17 protein-coding genes and 1 riboswitch are annotated in these 17,655 nt (G+C 43.7%); of the genes, 16 read left to right on the forward strand and 1 reads right to left on the reverse strand.

Translation table 11 applies throughout. The annotated features are described in order from the left end of the window. Nucleotides 1–7: 7 nt before the first annotated feature. Nucleotides 8–574, reverse strand: coding sequence for a DUF502 domain-containing protein (locus tag L1765_RS05215; protein WP_236405600.1), 567 nt, complete (start codon nucleotides 572–574; stop codon nucleotides 8–10). A 227-nt stretch (nucleotides 575–801) separates the two neighbouring features. Here L1765_RS05215 and L1765_RS05220 point away from each other — a divergent pair, with 227 nt between their 5' ends. The 16 genes from L1765_RS05220 (at nucleotide 802) to L1765_RS05295 (ending at nucleotide 17,462) form a co-directional block, all read left to right on the forward strand. Continuing rightward, on the forward strand, nucleotides 802–1,590 hold the full coding sequence (locus L1765_RS05220; RefSeq protein WP_407942204.1) for an ABC transporter ATP-binding protein: 789 nt from the start codon (nucleotides 802–804) through the stop codon (nucleotides 1,588–1,590). Beyond that, nucleotides 1,587–3,035 (forward strand): ABC transporter permease, encoded by a 1,449-nt coding sequence (locus tag L1765_RS05225; RefSeq protein ID WP_236405602.1) that lies wholly within the window; start codon nucleotides 1,587–1,589, stop codon nucleotides 3,033–3,035. Before L1765_RS05220 ends, L1765_RS05225 begins: the two co-directional genes overlap by 4 nt. Nucleotides 3,036–3,273: 238 nt before the next feature. Continuing rightward, complete coding sequence (locus L1765_RS05230; RefSeq protein ID WP_236405603.1) at nucleotides 3,274–4,785, forward strand: HlyD family efflux transporter periplasmic adaptor subunit; 1,512 nt, start codon at nucleotides 3,274–3,276, stop codon at nucleotides 4,783–4,785. A gap of 313 nt (nucleotides 4,786–5,098) precedes the next feature. Continuing rightward, a complete protein-coding gene (locus tag L1765_RS05235) occupies nucleotides 5,099–6,250 on the forward strand; it encodes a sensor histidine kinase (RefSeq protein WP_236405654.1) in 1,152 nt (383 codons plus the stop codon). A gap of 29 nt (nucleotides 6,251–6,279) precedes the next feature. Further along, entirely contained in the window at nucleotides 6,280–6,954 is a 675-nt protein-coding gene (locus L1765_RS05240; RefSeq protein ID WP_236405604.1) for a response regulator, read from the forward strand. Between the two features lie 57 nt (nucleotides 6,955–7,011). Beyond that, nucleotides 7,012–7,431 carry a glycosyltransferase family protein gene (locus tag L1765_RS05245; RefSeq protein ID WP_236405605.1) on the forward strand — a complete coding sequence of 140 codons (420 nt, stop codon included), beginning with the start codon at nucleotides 7,012–7,014 and terminating at the stop codon, nucleotides 7,429–7,431. Nucleotides 7,432–7,510: 79 nt separating this feature from the next. Next, nucleotides 7,511–9,169 (forward strand): GGDEF domain-containing protein, encoded by a 1,659-nt coding sequence (locus L1765_RS05250; protein WP_236405606.1) that lies wholly within the window; start codon nucleotides 7,511–7,513, stop codon nucleotides 9,167–9,169. Nucleotides 9,170–9,276: 107 nt separating this feature from the next. Next, a complete protein-coding gene (locus L1765_RS05255; protein ID WP_236405607.1) occupies nucleotides 9,277–10,122 on the forward strand; it encodes a DegV family protein in 846 nt (281 codons plus the stop codon). Nucleotides 10,123–10,268: 146 nt separating this feature from the next. Further along, nucleotides 10,269–12,086 carry a DEAD/DEAH box helicase gene (locus L1765_RS16095; protein WP_236405608.1) on the forward strand — a complete coding sequence of 606 codons (1,818 nt, stop codon included), beginning with the start codon at nucleotides 10,269–10,271 and terminating at the stop codon, nucleotides 12,084–12,086. A 248-nt stretch (nucleotides 12,087–12,334) separates the two neighbouring features. Continuing rightward, the gene (locus L1765_RS05265) at nucleotides 12,335–12,925 is read left to right on the forward strand and encodes a ComF family protein (protein ID WP_236405609.1); all 591 of its coding nucleotides are present in this window, start codon (nucleotides 12,335–12,337) and stop codon (nucleotides 12,923–12,925) included. 184 nt (nucleotides 12,926–13,109) lie between these two features. Further along, nucleotides 13,110–14,069 (forward strand): metal ABC transporter substrate-binding protein, encoded by a 960-nt coding sequence (locus tag L1765_RS05270; RefSeq protein WP_236405610.1) that lies wholly within the window; start codon nucleotides 13,110–13,112, stop codon nucleotides 14,067–14,069. A gap of 44 nt (nucleotides 14,070–14,113) precedes the next feature. Beyond that, entirely contained in the window at nucleotides 14,114–14,881 is a 768-nt protein-coding gene (locus L1765_RS05275; RefSeq protein ID WP_236405611.1) for a metal ABC transporter ATP-binding protein, read from the forward strand. Between the two features lie 34 nt (nucleotides 14,882–14,915). After that, on the forward strand, nucleotides 14,916–15,758 hold the full coding sequence (locus tag L1765_RS05280; protein ID WP_236405612.1) for a metal ABC transporter permease: 843 nt from the start codon (nucleotides 14,916–14,918) through the stop codon (nucleotides 15,756–15,758). Nucleotides 15,759–15,809: 51 nt separating this feature from the next. Continuing rightward, the gene (locus L1765_RS05285) at nucleotides 15,810–16,646 is read left to right on the forward strand and encodes a metal ABC transporter permease (protein ID WP_236405613.1); all 837 of its coding nucleotides are present in this window, start codon (nucleotides 15,810–15,812) and stop codon (nucleotides 16,644–16,646) included. Nucleotides 16,647–16,663: 17 nt separating this feature from the next. Next, nucleotides 16,664–17,077, forward strand: coding sequence for a Fur family transcriptional regulator (locus L1765_RS05290; RefSeq protein ID WP_236405614.1), 414 nt, complete (start codon nucleotides 16,664–16,666; stop codon nucleotides 17,075–17,077). Between the two features lie 199 nt (nucleotides 17,078–17,276). Beyond that, a complete protein-coding gene (locus tag L1765_RS05295) occupies nucleotides 17,277–17,462 on the forward strand; it encodes a hypothetical protein (protein WP_236405615.1) in 186 nt (61 codons plus the stop codon). 67 nt (nucleotides 17,463–17,529) lie between these two features. After that, a riboswitch (cyclic di-GMP riboswitch) is annotated at nucleotides 17,530–17,615 on the forward strand. Nucleotides 17,616–17,655 lie beyond the last annotated feature (40 nt).

Consider the following 17,655-nt stretch of genomic DNA (forward strand, 5'->3'; position numbering starts at 1 on the left):
CTGCTCTTTATTTCCCCGATATTCCCGCAGACACAATAAACTTCATCACTTCTTCCACGTTGGCGTCTACAATTTCCACATCTTCCTTCGGAATCAACAGGGTGAACCCGGCCCATTGCATCGACTGAAGGATATAAACCGCTACATGGTTGGAAGCAAAGTCTCCCAACTTGGACACTTCTTCAGCCGTAAGAAAACCCAGAAGTTTTGAATTGGTTCCGGGAATTCTTACCAGGACGACTTTGGAGAAGGAACGCTTTTCACCGAAAAAAGAGTTGACGGTATCCTTTATGACCCCATAAAGGGTTCTGATCAGCGGGAGGCGGTGAAACAATTGATCTATGAGTTGAAACAACCTTTTTCCCAACCATCCGGATGCCAAAAAGCCGACCAAGGTTATTCCTGCCAAGGTAAGGATGAGTCCAAGCCCGGGAAAGTAAAAGGGCAAATCTCGCATATATTTTCCCAGGAGATTATCCAACGTTGTAAAAAGCAGACTGATAATATAAACAGTAAGCCCCACTGGGGCCAGGGTAGCAATTCCCACCAAAAACCACTTTGCCAATCGATTCATAAAAATCTCCTTTCACTTTTACAATTTAAAACGAACCACTGATGTATTCAATTCACACGTCTATATATACGGTCATTCCTTCTCCTGGATTCAAATGATAATCAAAAAAATCTAAATATGAAACCTTTTTTCTCTTTTTTTCGTCTATAATAGAGTATGAGAAAAAAATGGTAGATTCATACAGTAAAAGTTAAATGAGGGAGGTTAAACCTTTGGGTGGAGAGATTATGATTCAACAGGTATCCCATTCATTCATGATGGGGAAGATAGAAGTTCCTGTACTTCATCAGATATCCCTCTCCATAAAAAGAGGAGAGCTGGTTTCCCTTTGCGGGACATCAGGTTCCGGAAAATCTACCCTGCTCAACCTTATGGCAGGATTAATGAAACCAACGAGCGGAGAGGTGATCGTAAACGGGGAAATCATATCCAGGATGACGGAGAACCAGCTTTGTCTCTTCCGCCGCAAATACATGGGTTTCATCTTTCAATCTTATCACCTGTTGCCCAATTTGACCGCATTGGAAAATGTAGAATTGCCCTTGGTTTTTTCCGGGGAATCTCCTAAAACTCGAAGAAAGAAAGCGACTGAAATCCTGGAAAGGGTAGGGTTGGGGGATCGCATGAAACATAAGCCCAATGAACTGAGTGGAGGGCAACAGCAGCGGGTCAGTATTGCCAGAGCCCTGATCAATCAGCCTGCCATTGTCCTGGCAGATGAACCTACGGGGAATCTGGACAGTGGCACGGAAGCAGAGATTTTATCCATGTTAAAACAGATGAATCAGGAATTGGGCTCTACATTTGTCATTGTCACCCATGATGAGGCCGTGGCTGCCCAATCCCATCGAACGATTTATCTCAGGGATGGGAAGATTGCAAGATCACTTAGGGAACCCATCGTGAAGCCAGATCATAACCCGTCTCCCCTAAGAGACTCACCTGAACCCCAGAGGGAGTCAACGGTTGACGAAAAATTGACAGTTTCTGCTGAAACCCGGGAGGTGGATAGATGAGAAGCTTGGATTCCTTACGTCTGGTATGGCGAAATTTGTGGAGAATGAAACTGAGAACCTTCTTAACGTCAATTGGGGTAGCCATAGGGACTGCTGCCATCGTGGCCATGATTTCATTGGGGTTGGGCTTAAAGGCTAATGCGGTGAAGAGCTTTGAGAATTTTGCCAACATCACCGAGCTAAATGTGATGCCCGCTTATCCGGAAATGGGTGGACCTGGAGGTTCGGCTCCCTTTGGTCCCGGGGACATGAAGCAGTTGACCCAAAAAACCGTCCAAGAATTAAAGGCAATTCCAGGGGTGGAAGCGGTGATGGCGGTGAATCGTCTGAGGGGACAATCCAATATCAGCTTTGGCAGAAAGGAAGGTTTTGTGAATCTGGTTGGCGTAGAAGTGGCAGAAGCTGCACGATTTGATCAAAAAGTAGAAAAGGGCACCTATTTGACAGGAAAGAAGAATGAAATTGTGATTTCTGCTGATATCCCGCAAAATTTGCGCGATTTGGAGCAGGAGAGAAGACAGGCTAGAAAAAGCAGGAGGGGCACAGGAGGAAGTTCCGAGTTCTCTGGAGCAAATGGTCCCAGTTATGGCCCTGTTTATGAGGGTCGATTCCCGGGTTCTGTGAATCAAAATCGTCCTTCCGTTGAGTTGGTCAATAAAACAGTGACCCTTGTCTTAACCCGCTATGCCGGGGAGAATCAAATTGAAAAAAAAGAAATCAAAGTAAGGGTCGTTGGCCAGCTTGCTGAAGGACAGCGGGAATGGGGGGCTGCTTATGCACCCATTGAGCTGGTCAATGAATTAAATCAATGGTTAGAGCGGTCGGGAAGCAGGGGAAAGGGCGTATACGGAGAAAACCGCCGGGGGAGTAGCAAAATCAATGGGCCCGACTATGAACAGATCACCGTAAAAGTGGCCTCCAGGGAACAGGTGGAGCAGGTGGTTCAGCGGATTAAGGAAATTGGCTACAACACTTGGTCCCCCACGGAGCAGTTAAAAGAGATTAACCGTTTCTTCTTGGTGGTAGAACTCATTCTGGGCGGGGTTGCTGCCATCTCGCTGCTCGTGGCTTCCATCGGCATCACCAATACGATGATCATGTCCATTCTGGAAAGAACCCGGGAAATCGGGGTGATGAAAGTGATTGGAGCGACGGTATATAATATCCGATGGTTGTTCCTGTTGGAATCGGGGAGTATTGGCTTTTTTGGTGGTGTGATAGGCCTCCTTGCAGGAATGGGTATTGGCAAAGTAGCCAATATGATAGCGGCCAGTCAGCCGGATTTTCGCATGTTTGGAGATGAGATGACACAGATTGCGGTGATGCCCCTGTGGTTGATCCTCTCCGCAGTTGGATTTGCCACCTTTGTAGGGGTGATATCGGGATTGTTTCCGGCGATTCGGGCTTCCCGTTTAAGTCCGATTCAAGCGATTCGAACGGAGTAAATCACTCACCGTTTGAAGTTTTATCTCCATTTTTCAAGTCAGAATCCTCCAATAGACGGAACTAAAGAATTCACTAAGGTCCGTTCTTTAGACTTGAAGCGGACTTGAACAACTTCTTTGAAAGAACTTGACTAGCGGACTTGTGAATCTTTAGTTCTGCTCTATCGTTTGAAGATCATAAACGATTTAGTGGGAGTGTTAGAAACACACCGAAGATAAAATGGGACAGGTGAAACCTATGAAAAAAAGATGGATCATTATTTTCATTCTGCTGGTCGTGATTGCAGTTGTATGGGGAGTGTGGAAATGGAAGATTAGCAAACCCGTTGATGGCGTTATGACGGAAGGTCCAGCTGACTTTCCGCCCATGCCGACGGTAGTGGTGGATAAGGGGGATGTGGTGAAGTCTATCTACACCACTGGAGTGATCGAAGCGGAAGCCCAAAAAGAAGTATATCCTGAAGTGAACGCAACGGTGAAAAAAGTGTTTGTGCAAAAGGGGGCACAGGTAAACGAGGGAGACCTTCTTTTCGTGATGGATGATACTGAAGCATACCTTCAGTACATGCAGACAGAGCTGGAATGGAGGAAGCAATACCGTTCCTGGTCTGAATGGCAGGGATATGCCTCAGAAATCATCAGCCCATATGAGGGCAGAGTAAAAGAGATAAAAATATCCCAAGGGGACCAAGTGGAAGAAAGAACAACGGTGATGACGTTGACCCAACCTGATGATTTGGTGGTTACGGTCCCCTTTCGCAAAAATGATATAGCGTATATTAAAGAAGGCGAAAATGTAACGGTTTTCTTGGTGGATTTTCTTTCATATACCGAAGGAAGGGTTAAAAAGGTGGACCGCAAAGGGAGAAGTGCCGTGGGGGGAGGAATCCTCTATGATGTCACCGTCACCGTCAAGAATTTGGGTGCTTTATACCCAGGAGTAAAGGCATCTGTTGAAAAGAAACTTCCTTCGGGGACAGTCATACAAGGCGTGGAAAGGGGTGAACTGGCACAGGATGAAGAGGTTCAGGTAGAAGCCAAAACGGTAGGAACGATTTCCCAAATCAAGGTGGCCGAGGGGGATTATATTCGCCCCGGACAAGTCATCGCTTTGCTGGATATGGAAAAGCGGGATCTGGATCGGGTAAGTCAGGAAATTACATTAAAACAAACCCAGATCCAGTTGGAACAGCAAAAAAATGCATTAAAAAAATATCAAGTGACTGCTCCTATCAGTGGACGGGTGGTGGAAGTGAATGTATCACCGGGCCAAACCCCTGAAAGTGGAAAACCTGCGGTGGTGATTATAAACGATAGTGCCCTCTATATGAAGGCTAGTGTGGACGAGGTGGATATCCCCTATGTATCCAAAGGACAAAAGGTGGATGTGTATGTCACCGCCTTTGGAGATGAAAAGTTTACTGGAGAAGTGGTGGAAGTCTCTGAAGTGGGAAAGGCAGAGGGAAATAGTGTGTCATTTCCGGTAAAAATTAAGGTGGAAAGCTCAGAGAAGCTAAAGCCGGGAATGACCGGCGATGCGGATATTCTGATCCGTCGGGCTGAACAGGTGCTGCGTCTTCCATATAATGCGGTAAATGTTTTGGGTAATGGAAGGGGTTCGGTGATGATTCCCGGGAAACCAGGAGAACCGCCAACACCGAAGGAAGTGGAAATTGGAGTGGAAGGTCAGGATTTCATAGAAATTAGGTCTGGTCTTCAACTCGGTGATGGAGTGATTCTCACGTATTAGTCTATATTAGAATCAAGAAGATGGCAGATTATATCCGCCATCTTTTTTAAATGGGTCTAAAGTCCTATTTGGACAATGGATAGAATGGGAAACCCTTCCTAGCTCTTTCCTTGAAAAACTATGGTAATATAGGAAAAAAGAGCGATTTTGTGCTTAACCCGCTGTACTGACTCCACCTTTGGAATGCCCAGATGTTTTTGAGGGCTCCGTTCTTTAGACATGAAGCGGATTCTATAGTTCACCGCTATAGTTTTGGAAGTTCAGGCAAATTTTTAAGATGAGATGTTCTGGGGATGAGGGGGAAGAACAATTGTTGCAGGAACAAATCGATACGGCCATCCTGGAGAAGGTGATAAAAAAGACGATACATACCGTAGAAAAGAGTAAGGAACAGATTTTTGACATTGCTGAATCTGCCAGAGAAGAAGCCAATAATCTTTTACAAGAAATTGAACAGGTAAAAAAGGAAGTTTCTGAAATCATAGAACAGGCGGATCAATTGGAAAAAAGATGGCGGAATGCCAGGGTCAGGTTAAGTGAGGTCAGCCGCCATTTCAGCCGATTCAGCGAGGAAGACATTCGAAAAGCATATGAAACAGCCCAGCAGATCCAGGTTAACCTTATTCTGACCAGGGAGAGGGAAAGCAATCTAAGAAAGAAAAGGGATGAACTGGAGCTTCGATTGCGAAATATTGAAAAAACCATCGAACGTGCCGAAAATCTGATGACGCAAATCGGCGTAGTCCTTGATTATCTGACTGGGGATATCAGCAAAATTACCCGTGTCCTAGAGACAGCCCAACATCGTCAACAGTTGGGACTTCAGGTGATACAGGCCCAGGAAGAGGAACGAAAGCGAGTAGCCAGGGACATCCATGACGGCCCTGCCCAATCCATGGCGAATGTGGTATTGCGGTCCGAAATCGTAGAACGGTTGTTAAGTCAAGGAAATTTAGATGCGGTCAGACAGGAATTAAAAGAACTGAAGGAAATGGTTCGAAACAGCTTAGCCGATGTCCGAAAAATTATATTTGATCTAAGACCGATGGCCTTGGATGACCTGGGACTCGTACCTACATTAAAGAAATTTATACAGGATTATGAAACCAGATACCGTATGGAAACAGAATTTGTGGTTTTTGGAAGAGAGAAAAAGCTGCCCACTTCCATGGAAGTGGCTGTTTTCCGGTTGATCCAGGAATGCTTAAATAATGCAGCGAAACATGCGAAAGCCAGGATGGTGCAGGTGAAATTAGAGTATGCCAAGGATATGATCCACGTCATCGTAAAGGATGATGGAGTTGGTTTTGCCGCCCCTGAGAAAGGGGCCAGGCCTCAGTTTGGCATTATGGGGATGAGGGAGAGAACCCACTTGCTGGAAGGGGAAATGGAAATTACCTCGGAAATCAATCGTGGGACCAAGGTGTATTTTACCATCCCATTCAAATATGAAAAGGAAGAATAAGGAATGGAACTAAAGGTGGGGGAATATGTATGGGAGATAGGAAAATAACAATTCTGCTGGTAGACGACCATCAGTTATTCCGTGAGGGGATTAAACGGATTTTAAATATGGAGGCAGATTTTTCAGTAGTTGGTGAAGCGGGGGATGGAGAAACTGCTTGCCAATTGGCCCAGGTACTGCAACCGGATGTCATACTGATGGATGTCAATATGCCCCATATGAACGGGGTAGAAGCAACAGAAATAATTCACCAATACACACCTGAAAGTAAGGTGATTATTCTCTCCATTCATGATGATGAAGGATATGTCCAGAAAACCCTTCGCTCAGGGGCATCGGGTTATTTGTTAAAGGAAATGGAAGCAGAGGAACTGATTGATGCGGTAAAAGCCGTGTCAAGGGGGGAAGCCTATATTCACCCCAAAGTAACCGGTCCCCTTATCGAAGAGTTGAGACGCCTGAGTGAGAAGGAACAGGTCATGGAAGGGACCAGTGATGGGATCGATTATCTGTTAAGTCCACGGGAATTGGAGGTTCTTCAATTAATGGCTGAAGGAATGAGCAACCGTTCCATCGGCGAAAAGTTGTTTATTAGTGAAAAAACCGTAAAAAATCATGTGAGCAGTATATTGGCCAAGATGGAGGTTCAGGATCGGACCCATGCCGTTGTCACTGCCATTAAAAAAGGCTGGATACATCTCTAGACGAAAGCACATTCTTCTCTCATTCGGCATACCTATAAGTAGGAGGAGGTATTCCGGATGATTTTTTTTATTCTTTTTCTGCTAGCCGTCTATGGATTAACCTCTATCGTTATTCAATTGATCAGTTATTTTCAATGGGGATTTCATCCGACGACAACCAAACATTATACTCTTTTGATCTATCAGTCACAAAGAAATATTGAAGCTGTGATGCGATCCTTATATTCCTGGTCAAGGTTAAAGGGGATACCCATATCCATCACCATTATTGATTTCGGCTCCACAGATGATTCTCTGAAAATTGTCCAACGTTTACTGATAAAGTTTAACTTTCAGCAGGTGAATTGGGAATACCGGAGCATGGAAGAGAGATTCCTTCCTGCCGACCATTTTTTATTGAAAGAGAATTGTGTATTAATCGACGTACGAGGTGCCTGTCACCTCCCGGATTTTGTCGAACTTTGTAGAAATGTGTAGAAAATTTTAGAAATATTTTTCTCAAATTTCTCATAAGGTTGAGTTATAATGAGCATGTCGGGCAGAAAGGAGAGTGGGTATGGGGCGAGCAGTGGTTGTTGGAATCGCTTTAATTTCCTTCCTTTCATTTCTGGGGATATCTTTGTCCTTTCCTCCGGTTTTAACTATAGACGATATCCTTATTTTGTTGTTTCTTTTTTTGGTCCTTCTGTTAATTGACAGTTTTCCTCTCAGAACAAAACATGCCATGATCAGCCTGCAATCCTTTATCTTGATCGCTGTCTTTTTAAGCTATGGGATTGTGGTTGAGACGCTCATGGGCTTGTTGTCCTTGCTTATTGTTCTAACCGTCAGAAGAAAAATGAGCTGGTATCGATTTTTCCTCATTCAATCGATGATCATCTGGAAGTCTCTGTTAGCTGCAGCGGTTTATTATATTCTTTATCCCTTCTATTCTGCTTTGAATATTTTTGACGTCCCCTTGATTGCCCTTTTGGGTTATGTTGTGACGGGATTTGTGACCAATCACTTGTTTTTATCCATGATCAGACGCTTTTACGACAGGCTTCCGTATCCGTTGACCTGGAATAATTTAAAGTGGGATGTTTATTCTACCCTTTTGTCCTTTCCTCTAGGACTTCTTTTATATTCTGTTCATCATTCCGTAGGATTTACCGGAATACTTCTGGTGGCTGTCCCCATTCTTTTCGTGACGTATGTTTTTCGTTTATATCATGATCTATACCTTGCCCACGGGCAGTTGAAAGCCTTAAATGATCTTACTACCCGGTTCACTGCCCAGTTAGATTTAGAACATACCCTTGCAGAAATTTGTAAAGGGATGAAGAGTATGGTGAATGTTGATGCCTTTTTACTCTTTCTCAAAGATGAGAAGGATGAACTGGTTTTGGTTCATCATGACGGAGAATGTTCACTCTTTTCTTCCATTTACTCTCCATCCCATATCATCAAAAACGAGCCGGTTAAGGCCGATGATCTGATTCGTCAAGTGGCACAGGATGGACGGGTGTATGTCGATGAGAAAAAATCTAAGGTAGTAGTTCCGATGATTTGGGATCATCAAACGGTAGGGGTGATTTGTCTTGCTGCAAGAAGAACCTTTCGTTTTACAGATCGCGATGTAACCCTGATTCAAATTTTGGCCAGCCAGGCGGCGATTGCCCTGCAAAATGCCCAGCGGTTTACCCAATCTGAGCGAAGGAGTAAAATGGATGAACTAACGGGGCTGTATAACTACCGAACCTTCGACTCGATGATCCATCGGATGGTCAGGGAATCTGAAAAGGAGTCAAAACCTTTATCCCTTCTGATTTTGGATATTGATTATTTTAAACAGGTAAATGATCGATTTGGACATCTGGTTGGCAATGATGTGCTAAAGCATGTTGCACAGATCATACAATCCAATGTCCGAAAGGGGGATATTGTTTCCCGATATGGCGGGGAAGAATTTACAGTACTGCTTCCTGACACGGATCAAGAAGAAGCCGTAGAAATTGCTGAAAGAATTCGTTCGGCTATTCAAAAATTGCCACTAAAGGTACATCAGTCCCTCAAAGGGAAGGGAGAAATGATGATTCAGGTGACTGCCAGTATCGGTATTGCTACTTACCCTACCTGTGCCGATTCTACGATGTCGCTCATTCGTCATGCGGACCGGGCCATGTATTTGGGAGCAAAACAATCGGGAAGAAATAAGGTGAGCTGCTATCAGTAGGATTCCTTCAGTAGGGTTGCTCCAGTAAGGTGAATGATATATTATCAGTAGTAATGCTGTAGTTTCATCCATATCAAATTCAAGAGTAGAAAAAGGGGAAAATAGGGATGTCGTCCATTGCCATTATTACAGATAGTACAAGCTACATTCCCAAAGAGGAACTGGAGAAATACGAGATTTCCATTGTCCCTCTGCAAGTGATTTTTGGTGCCGAGTCCTATCGGGAAGGATATGACTTGGATGTAGATGAGTTTTATAAAAAACTGGAGCATGCTAAACATCTTCCGACCACCTCTCAACCGCCAGTTGGTGAATTTGTTGAAACTTATGAAAAGCTGTCTCAACAGGCCGATCATTTAATATCGATCCATCTGTCCAGCGGAATCAGCGGAACCTATCAATCAGCAAAAACAGCAGCCTCCATGCTGTCCCATATTTCCATCGATGTAGTAGATTCAGAGATTGCTTGTTATGCTTTGGGTTTTATGGTGGTTGAAGCAGCGAAGATGGCAAAAGAGGGGAGATCTAGGGAAGAGATTCTGGAGCGGGTGGATTATATTAGAAAAACGCGAAGAGCCTATTTTCTTGTAGAAGATTTGAATCACTTGTATCGGGGAGGAAGATTGACCGCCGCCCAAATGATGGTGGGAAATCTACTGCGGATTAAACCCATTTTGATGTTTGAAAACAAAAAAATTCAGCCCTTTGAAAAGATAAGAACCCATAGGAGAGCAAAAGAAAGAATTATGGGTTTTTTTGAAGAGGATGCAAAAAAGGGGAAACCGATTCGCCTCTCTATTATTCAAGCCAATGTTTATGAAGAAGCAAAAGAGTGGCTGGAGGAAATTCAAAATAAATATCCCCATGTGGATGGAAACATCACTCCTTTTGGACCGGTTATCGGTACCCATACCGGACCTGGAACAATCGGAATCACCTGGTATTTTGTTTAGGAGCTATCCAAACACTGGATAGCTTTTTTGTTGACCTTTGAATTTTCAGTATTGCTGGATCTAAACAATTTTGGAAAAAAGGGAATCCGAGGGAAATGTAGAAATATAGAAAATGAGGAATTTGTTGAAAAATGGAGGGGTGCATCGTGTATTTACCTGAATGGACCTTATATGTGGTAAGGGAGGAAGGGAAGTGGCAGACACGAATTACCTCCAATCTTGAAGTGGATCTTACTTTTTGGAATCGAGATCTTTGGGTGATGGAGGGGACGTTTTCGTCCTTGGGAAGGTTAAGGGATATTCAACTGCAATTGGAACGAACTCAATCGGGACACCTCCATCGAAATGATTGGTATCGACCCCCTCATAGGGAGGGTATTTCCTTTTATACGGCCTCCTCCAACCAACAATTGTCACGACTTGCTCTCATTCAGGAAAACTCGCAAATGGTTTTGCCCGTTATCGCAGGAAGAATTTTATTGGTAGAGGAAGTGAGGAGGCGAATTTCTGTTTCTTCCGCTGTTTTTATGGATGAGAGAACTTTTTGGGATACCCTCCAATGGCTGTATTTGCAAGGAACGATCGATCTTCGGGCCAGTATAGAAATGACAAAGGAACAAAAATTGGTGTGTATCCGTTGTGGAAGTACAGAAAAAGCCATTATTCCCGTTGCCTGTGGGATATGTGGCACTTCTTGTGCAACCTGCGAGGCCTGTATCATGCTGGGAAGAAGTAAACGATGCACTCCTCTTATCATTGGACATGTAAGGGAGCATGGAGAAACAGCATTTGCCTCTGCACGGGAAGGAAGCAAGGCCCATTCGATGATGTCTCTGGAAAAATCCTCCTCTCCCCTTTTGGAGGATTTATCACCTCCCCAACGCCATGCGGCTTTACAATCCTTGCACTTCATTAAAACTGATCCTTACCCTCAAACGAACCGGGAATTTTTGATTTGGGCGGTGTGTGGAGCAGGGAAAACAGAGGTGATTTTTCCTTCGGTGGAGGAAACCATAAAGACGGGGAAAAAAGTCCTGTTGGCAACTCCAAGGAAAGATGTGGTGAATGAGCTGGTTCCCCGATTCCGCAAAGCTTTTCCTTTAACGAGGGTAGTTGCACTTCATGGAGAAAGTCAGGAAAAGTGGGAAGATGGCCACATCTATATTGCAACCACCCATCAGACCCTCAGATTTTATCATCATTTTCCCCTTGTAATCGTGGATGAAGTGGATGCGTACCCTTTTCATCATGATCCGATGCTTTATTATGGGGTTCATCGAGCAAAGCATCCGCAGGGAAAGGTGATTTATCTGTCGGCTACTCCCCCTCGTGAACTTCAGAAAAAGTGGAAACGTGGATTAATCAAGGGGACCACCATTCCTGTTCGACATCATAAACATCCCCTTCCCGTTCCAAAGATATTCTGTGGATATCATCTTCAGCGTTATTTGGAGCAACATCATGGATCCCTAGACTGCTATAGGAAAATTCCAATTCTTGATCAGTTTTTACATCAAGTCGTCGATCAAGATCGGCAAGCCTTCCTCTTTGCTTCTTCCTTAAGAGAAGTGGATCAATTGTATCGATATTTAACCACTCTTTATCCCCAGTGGAAGGAAATCATCGGGTTGGCCCATTCGCGACGCAAGGATCGGACGGAGACCGTAGAAAAAATTCGCCGGGGGGAGATTCGGTTTTTGGTGACCACAACCATTATGGAGAGAGGAGTAACGGTGCCAAAAGTTGATGTGTTAGTTTGGAAAGCCGATTCTCCCATTTTTGATGAGACCAGTCTGGTCCAAATTGCCGGAAGAGTCGGCCGATCGTCGGATTTTCCTGATGGGACGGTCATTTTCCTGGCCAGAGAAAAAACCAGGGCTCAGATAAGGGCAATTCGGCACATCCGGAAAATGAATCGATTGGCAGAAAAGATGGGGTACTTATTAATGGGGAGGAAACAGTAATGAAAAAATGGATAGATCTACTTCGGACAGAGTGGGTTAAACTTTTTTCTTATTCATATATATGCATGCTGTGCCAGTCCCCTTTCTCGCCACAAAATGATTCCCAATCAGGAAACCATCCTTCGTCAGGGGAGAATTCCGCCCAGTATATTCCTCATTCGATTTTAAAATCCCTTTGCGCAACCTGTATTCATGAATTAGAATGGATCACTGGTAAAAGTAGGATTTGTTTACATTGCGGGAGGAAGTTGGAAAAAACCATGGAGGCCTCGTTAAAATTTGTTCGAATGGGAGGGGTGAGGAGGCTTTGCTGGGATTGCGAAAGATTAACAAATACATCCTTGAATTATAATCGTTCCCTTTTATGTTATACCGACGCCCTGCGTCAGTGGATGTATTTATACAAATATAAAGGGAAAGAAACCCTCTCTTCTGCCTTTTCCAAGCTGTTGGCTACCGGTTTTAGTGAATTTTATTTAGATGTTCACATTGATCTTATCACATCTGTTCCCCTTCATCCAACCCGCCTGCTGGAGAGGGGATTTAATCAATCGGAACAAATGGCAAAGGGATTGTCTGGGATGATAAAGATTCCTTATCGCCCGCTCTTGCTCAGGCAGAAACCAACAGAGAAACAAAGCAAAAAGGACAGGCAGTCCCGTTTAATTTCGATAAGAGGAACATTTCATCCTCTGCTTCAGTCCAGTTCCATGATTCAACCAAAACATGTGCTTATCGTGGATGATGTTTATACCACCGGTGCCACCTTGGAAGAAGCAGCAAAGGTGTTGAAAGGATGTGGCGTCCAAAGAGTTTATTCTCTCACAGTGGCCAGGTAATCCGTAATAATTCCGTATTTACAGGCATAATCTTAAAATATACACTAAAAATAAAGGGTATTAGTGGCCTTTAGCCAGCAAATAAATCGTAATAATTCCTATTTACTTCTGCGGCGAAGAGGGTTATAATAAGCAAGATCCGCTCTATTACGGAAAAGACGAAAAACGGAGGGAGTACAATTAAATGTGGCGAAACTTTAGGAAAATCACGTTTATTATATTAGGTCTCATTAGCATATTCATCCTATTGTCGGCATGTGGCGGACAACAAGAATCTCAACAGTCAGCTCAACAACCACTCAACCCATCAAGTTCAAAGGAATCCACTGAAGAATCTGCAAAGGTAAACGGGAAGATATTGGTTTATACCACCATCTACCCCTTATATGATTTTGCCGCAAAAATTGGTGGGGATCAGGCAGAGGTTGTCGTCATGGTTCCCCCTGGAGTGGAATCCCATGATTTTGAGCCCAAGCCCAAAGATGTGGCTCAATTGAACAAAGCAAATATTTTTATTTACAATGGGAGCAATTTTGAACCATGGGCAGAGGATGTGCTGCAGGCGATCAACACAACGAATCTAAATGTAGTTAATGTCAGCGATCACGTTGAAATATTGGATAATGATCCCCATGTTTGGTTGGATCCCTTAAGGGCAAAGGATATGGCTCGTGCAATCAAGGAGGCCTTTGTTCAGGCTGATCCTGGGAATCAGGATGTTTATGAGGTCAATTATAATCAGGTCGTCGCAGAACTGGACAAATTGGATAAGGAATATCAACAAGGGCTGGAGAATGTGATGAGTCGTGATATCATTGTATCCCATGAGGCGTTCGGATATTTGGCCAACCGCTACAATTTGAAGCAAATTCCAATTGCTGGACTATCTCCTTCCGATGAGCCCAGTCAAAAGGAATTGGCCGAAATTATTTCTTATGCCAAGGAAAAAAATATAAAATATATCTTTTTTGAAACCTTGGTTAGCGGAAAGGTTGCAAAAATGGTTCAAGAGCAAATAGGGGCAGAGCCCCTGACACTAAATCCTTTAGAAGGATTGACAAAGGAGGAACAAGCCCAGGGTAAAGATTATTTCTCTGTTATGAGGGAGAATCTTGAAAACTTGACAAAAGCCCTTGGGCAATAAACATGAATAACAAAGGCAAAGATCTATATGGCCCATCAAATCACATGTCCTCTGAAAATCATGTGCCAATCATTGAGTTAAAACAGGTCTCTTTTTCCTATGGTAAGGAGAAGGTGTTGGAGATGGTGGATATGACCTTGGAAAGAGGGGAGTTCTTGGGATTGGTCGGACCAAACGGAGCAGGAAAATCCACCTTAATCAAAATTATCCTGGGTCTATTAAAGCCTGATGAAGGGGAAGTGAGGCTGTTTGGTCAGCCGATGGCGTCTTTTCAAGACTGGTCCAAAATCGGATATGTGTCCCAAAAGGCCAACAGCTTCAACTCCGGTTTTCCGGCTACGGTCTTTGAAGTGGTCTCCATGGGCTTGTTTGGAAAAATGGGGCTGTTTAAGTGGATGGGACGAAAGGAAAAAGAAAGGGTGAAAGAAGCCATTCACATGGTTGGTCTTTCCGATTATGCCAAGAAAAATATCGGGATGCTTTCAGGCGGACAGCAACAGCGGGTCTTTATTGCCAGAGCCCTTGTCAGTGACCCGGAGCTCCTGATCTTGGATGAGCCTACTGTTGGGGTAGATGAGCCCTCGGTCAATCAATTTTATCAATTGCTGCAAAATATGCATCAGAAAATGGGTCTTTCCCTCTTGTTGATCTCCCATGATATTGGAGTGATCAGCTCAAAGGTTGATACCATCGCCTGTTTAAACCGGACCCTGTATTTCCACGGGGGGCCGGAGGAATTTTTGGAAGAACAGCAGCAAATTTTAGACAAAACCTATGATCATGATGTTCGGGTGATCCAACACAACCATTGATTGTGGGCGATAATTTAGATATGGGGTGCCGCGGATGATTCAACAACTATTACAGTTTCCGTTTATGCAACATGCGTTCCTTGCCGGAATGGTAATCGGGTTGATTTCTCCGGTGATTGGGGTTTTTCTGGTGGTAAGAAGAATATCTCTTATCGCCGATACATTGGCTCATGTGACTTTGGCAGGGGTGGCGGCAGGGATCTTTATAAATTCCTCCAATTTTATCATGCAATCCGCGAATCCGTTTTTGGTCAATCCTGTTTATATGGGAATGGGGTTTGCAGCGGCAGGCTCGTTGTTTGTTGAACGGATGCAAAAGGTGTATCGGTATTATCAAGAGTTATCCTTACCCATTATCTTATCGGCAGGTACAGGGCTTGCCGTGATTTTTATCAGCTTGTCCAGCGGTTTTACCCAAGATTTATCCGGATACTTATTTGGAAGTCTGATTGCGGTCTCCAAGTTTAACCTTCTGGTAATTATACTGATCGCCTTTCTGGTGATTGGGACCGTTCTTTTACTGTATAAAGAGTTGTTTTATTTGTCGTTCGATCAGGATGGGGCGGTAACAGCCGGGATTCCCAAGAGGGTAATCAATCGATTGTTTATCCTGCTGGTGGCCCTTGTTATTGGCATTTCCATGAATATTGTCGGTATTTTGTTGGTTTCATCCCTGATTACGTTGCCGGTAGCCGCCAGTTTGCAAATTGCCCGCAGCTTTAAACAAACCTTTTTGTATGCAATTATTTTTTCCCAGGTTTCTGTACTGGGCGGACTCGTTGTATCCTATTGGATGAATTGGTCTACCGGGGGAACCATCGTTTTATTTGCTGCAGTTATTTTATCTGCAGTGACCATTGTAAAGAAACTCATTTAAGAGGATGTTCAAAAAGGACAGACTCTTTCACAGGCATCCGGAGGATTTATTATGATTTCATTTTTGCTTCAGTATGAATTTGCCCAACGGGCCCTTTTGACGGGGATCCTCATCGGAGCGATTACCCCTCTTGTCGGTGTTTTTATTGTGGCCAGAAGGCTTTCCGTCATCGGAGAGGTGCTCTCCCAAATGAATCTAGCCGGTATGGCTTTCGGTTCCATTCTCGGGGCTTCCGTTTCATTTTTTCAGCCGATTGGCCCGGCAGTCTATGGAATGCTCTTTGCGGTGATAGGGGCTCTTCTGGTTGAGGTTCTTCGGCGGATTTACCGACATTTTTCAGAATTGACCATACCGATTATTCTGTCATTTAGCTTGGGACTTAGCGTGGTTTTATTTAGTGCCAGCGGCGGATTTAATGCGGATTTTTATGGATATTTATTTGGAAATCTGATGGCGGTGACACAGGACGAGTTTAAATTAACCATCGGAGTGGCCATACTAGTCCTGGTTACCATCAGTCTGTTTTATAAGGATTTTCTCATTCTTACCTTTGATGAGGAATACGCATCTGCTTCAGGAGTTCGCATTCGCTTGGTCCAATGGATTTTTATCCTGCTGATGGCCCTAGTAATATCCGTTGCGGTCAGGGCAGTCGGAGTTCTCTTGGTATCCGGTTTGATGGTTCTTCCGGTGGCTGCCATGTGGATGCTTCCCGGTGGGTTCAGAAAAATTATGTGGTTATCCGTTCTTGTTAGTGAGCTTTCTATTTTGATTGGATTTGCAGCATCCTATTACTTCAATTTGGCTTCCGGTGGAGCGATCATTTGGGCGGCGTTTCTCATTCTTTTAATGGTAATGGTCGGACGTCGATGGCTAAGGAAACATTAGCATAGGGAGAGATGATGATGAATGTGGAGATGGCACTACAGCGTTTGAAGGATCGCGGATACAAGTTTACTGATAAAAGGGAAAAACTGGTCAGTATCTTTGCACAGGAGAAAAGGTACTTGTCTGCTAAAGAAGTATTGGAACGGATGCAGGAGGATTTTCCCAATCTCAGCTTTGATACCATATACCGTAATTTATCCCTGTTTGAGGAGTTAGGTATTCTGGAGGAGACGGAGTTAAAAGGAGAAAAACAGTTCCGTTTGGCTTGTTCAGGAGAGGAACATCATCATCATTTGATCTGCACCCGATGCGGAACGACCAAAAAAATTAGTTTATGTCCGATGAACGCCGTCCTTGGTTCTCCCGAGGGCTTTTATATCACCGGACATAAATTTGAAATCTACGGGTTTTGTGAAAACTGCTATGAATAGAAGATGAATAAACCCAAGATTAGACAATACTAGTGATGATTCGATAAAGGGTTTGACACAAGTCCAGTGGAATTAATATATAGTTGCATGATACTAAGTCACTATTGCTTAACCTTAATTTCTATCTTATGACCTACTGTTCTTCTGTTTTGTATTCATTAAGATGAATGATATAAGATTGAATCATGGGAGTCTGATTATGAAAAAAAAGAAATGTCCTTCCTGCGGGAAAACATCATATGGAAGTCGTGATGAAAATTGGCATTGTCCTTATTGCGGCAAGGACATCTCCGATGTTCCCAGTGAACCTGTAGAGGGTGATATGGCTGAAATTCATGATATTTTATCCGAGGAAGAAATTATAAGAATATTAAAAGGATTATAAATGATGGTTGTAACTTTTCCATCTTTTAGTTATAATTTACGCAAAGAATACACGATATATATACTCCCTTCGATAAAGGCAAACCCGTTCGAAAGGCGGGGACGCAAAGCCACAGGTCTAAGGTCACGGGACTAGGACAGCTGGGTTACCGAAAAGGTAGGTTTTTGACCATCCTTTTAGCGATTAAGCAGAT

Source organism: Microaerobacter geothermalis (genome assembly GCF_021608135.1).
Classification (GTDB): domain Bacteria; phylum Bacillota; class Bacilli; order DSM-22679; family DSM-22679; genus Microaerobacter; species Microaerobacter geothermalis.

What these genes read in the sequence shown, in the direction of transcription:
- L1765_RS05295 (WP_236405615.1), top strand. Translation starts at nt 17,277, where the DNA reads ATGAAAAAAAAGAAATGTCCTTCCTGCGGGAAAACATCATATGGAAGT.
- L1765_RS05215 (WP_236405600.1), bottom strand. Translation starts at nt 574, where the DNA reads ATGAATCGATTGGCAAAGTGGTTTTTGGTGGGAATTGCTACCCTGGCC.
- L1765_RS05285 (WP_236405613.1), top strand. Translation starts at nt 15,810, where the DNA reads ATGATTTCATTTTTGCTTCAGTATGAATTTGCCCAACGGGCCCTTTTG.
- L1765_RS05270 (WP_236405610.1), top strand. Translation starts at nt 13,110, where the DNA reads ATGTGGCGAAACTTTAGGAAAATCACGTTTATTATATTAGGTCTCATT.
- L1765_RS05275 (WP_236405611.1), top strand. Translation starts at nt 14,114, where the DNA reads ATGTCCTCTGAAAATCATGTGCCAATCATTGAGTTAAAACAGGTCTCT.
- L1765_RS05250 (WP_236405606.1), top strand. Translation starts at nt 7,511, where the DNA reads ATGGGGCGAGCAGTGGTTGTTGGAATCGCTTTAATTTCCTTCCTTTCA.
- L1765_RS05290 (WP_236405614.1), top strand. Translation starts at nt 16,664, where the DNA reads ATGAATGTGGAGATGGCACTACAGCGTTTGAAGGATCGCGGATACAAG.
- L1765_RS05245 (WP_236405605.1), top strand. Translation starts at nt 7,012, where the DNA reads ATGATTTTTTTTATTCTTTTTCTGCTAGCCGTCTATGGATTAACCTCT.
- L1765_RS05280 (WP_236405612.1), top strand. Translation starts at nt 14,916, where the DNA reads ATGATTCAACAACTATTACAGTTTCCGTTTATGCAACATGCGTTCCTT.
- L1765_RS05220 (WP_407942204.1), top strand. Translation starts at nt 802, where the DNA reads ATGATTCAACAGGTATCCCATTCATTCATGATGGGGAAGATAGAAGTT.
- L1765_RS05240 (WP_236405604.1), top strand. Translation starts at nt 6,280, where the DNA reads ATGGGAGATAGGAAAATAACAATTCTGCTGGTAGACGACCATCAGTTA.
- L1765_RS05255 (WP_236405607.1), top strand. Translation starts at nt 9,277, where the DNA reads ATGTCGTCCATTGCCATTATTACAGATAGTACAAGCTACATTCCCAAA.
- L1765_RS05230 (WP_236405603.1), top strand. Translation starts at nt 3,274, where the DNA reads ATGAAAAAAAGATGGATCATTATTTTCATTCTGCTGGTCGTGATTGCA.
- L1765_RS05225 (WP_236405602.1), top strand. Translation starts at nt 1,587, where the DNA reads ATGAGAAGCTTGGATTCCTTACGTCTGGTATGGCGAAATTTGTGGAGA.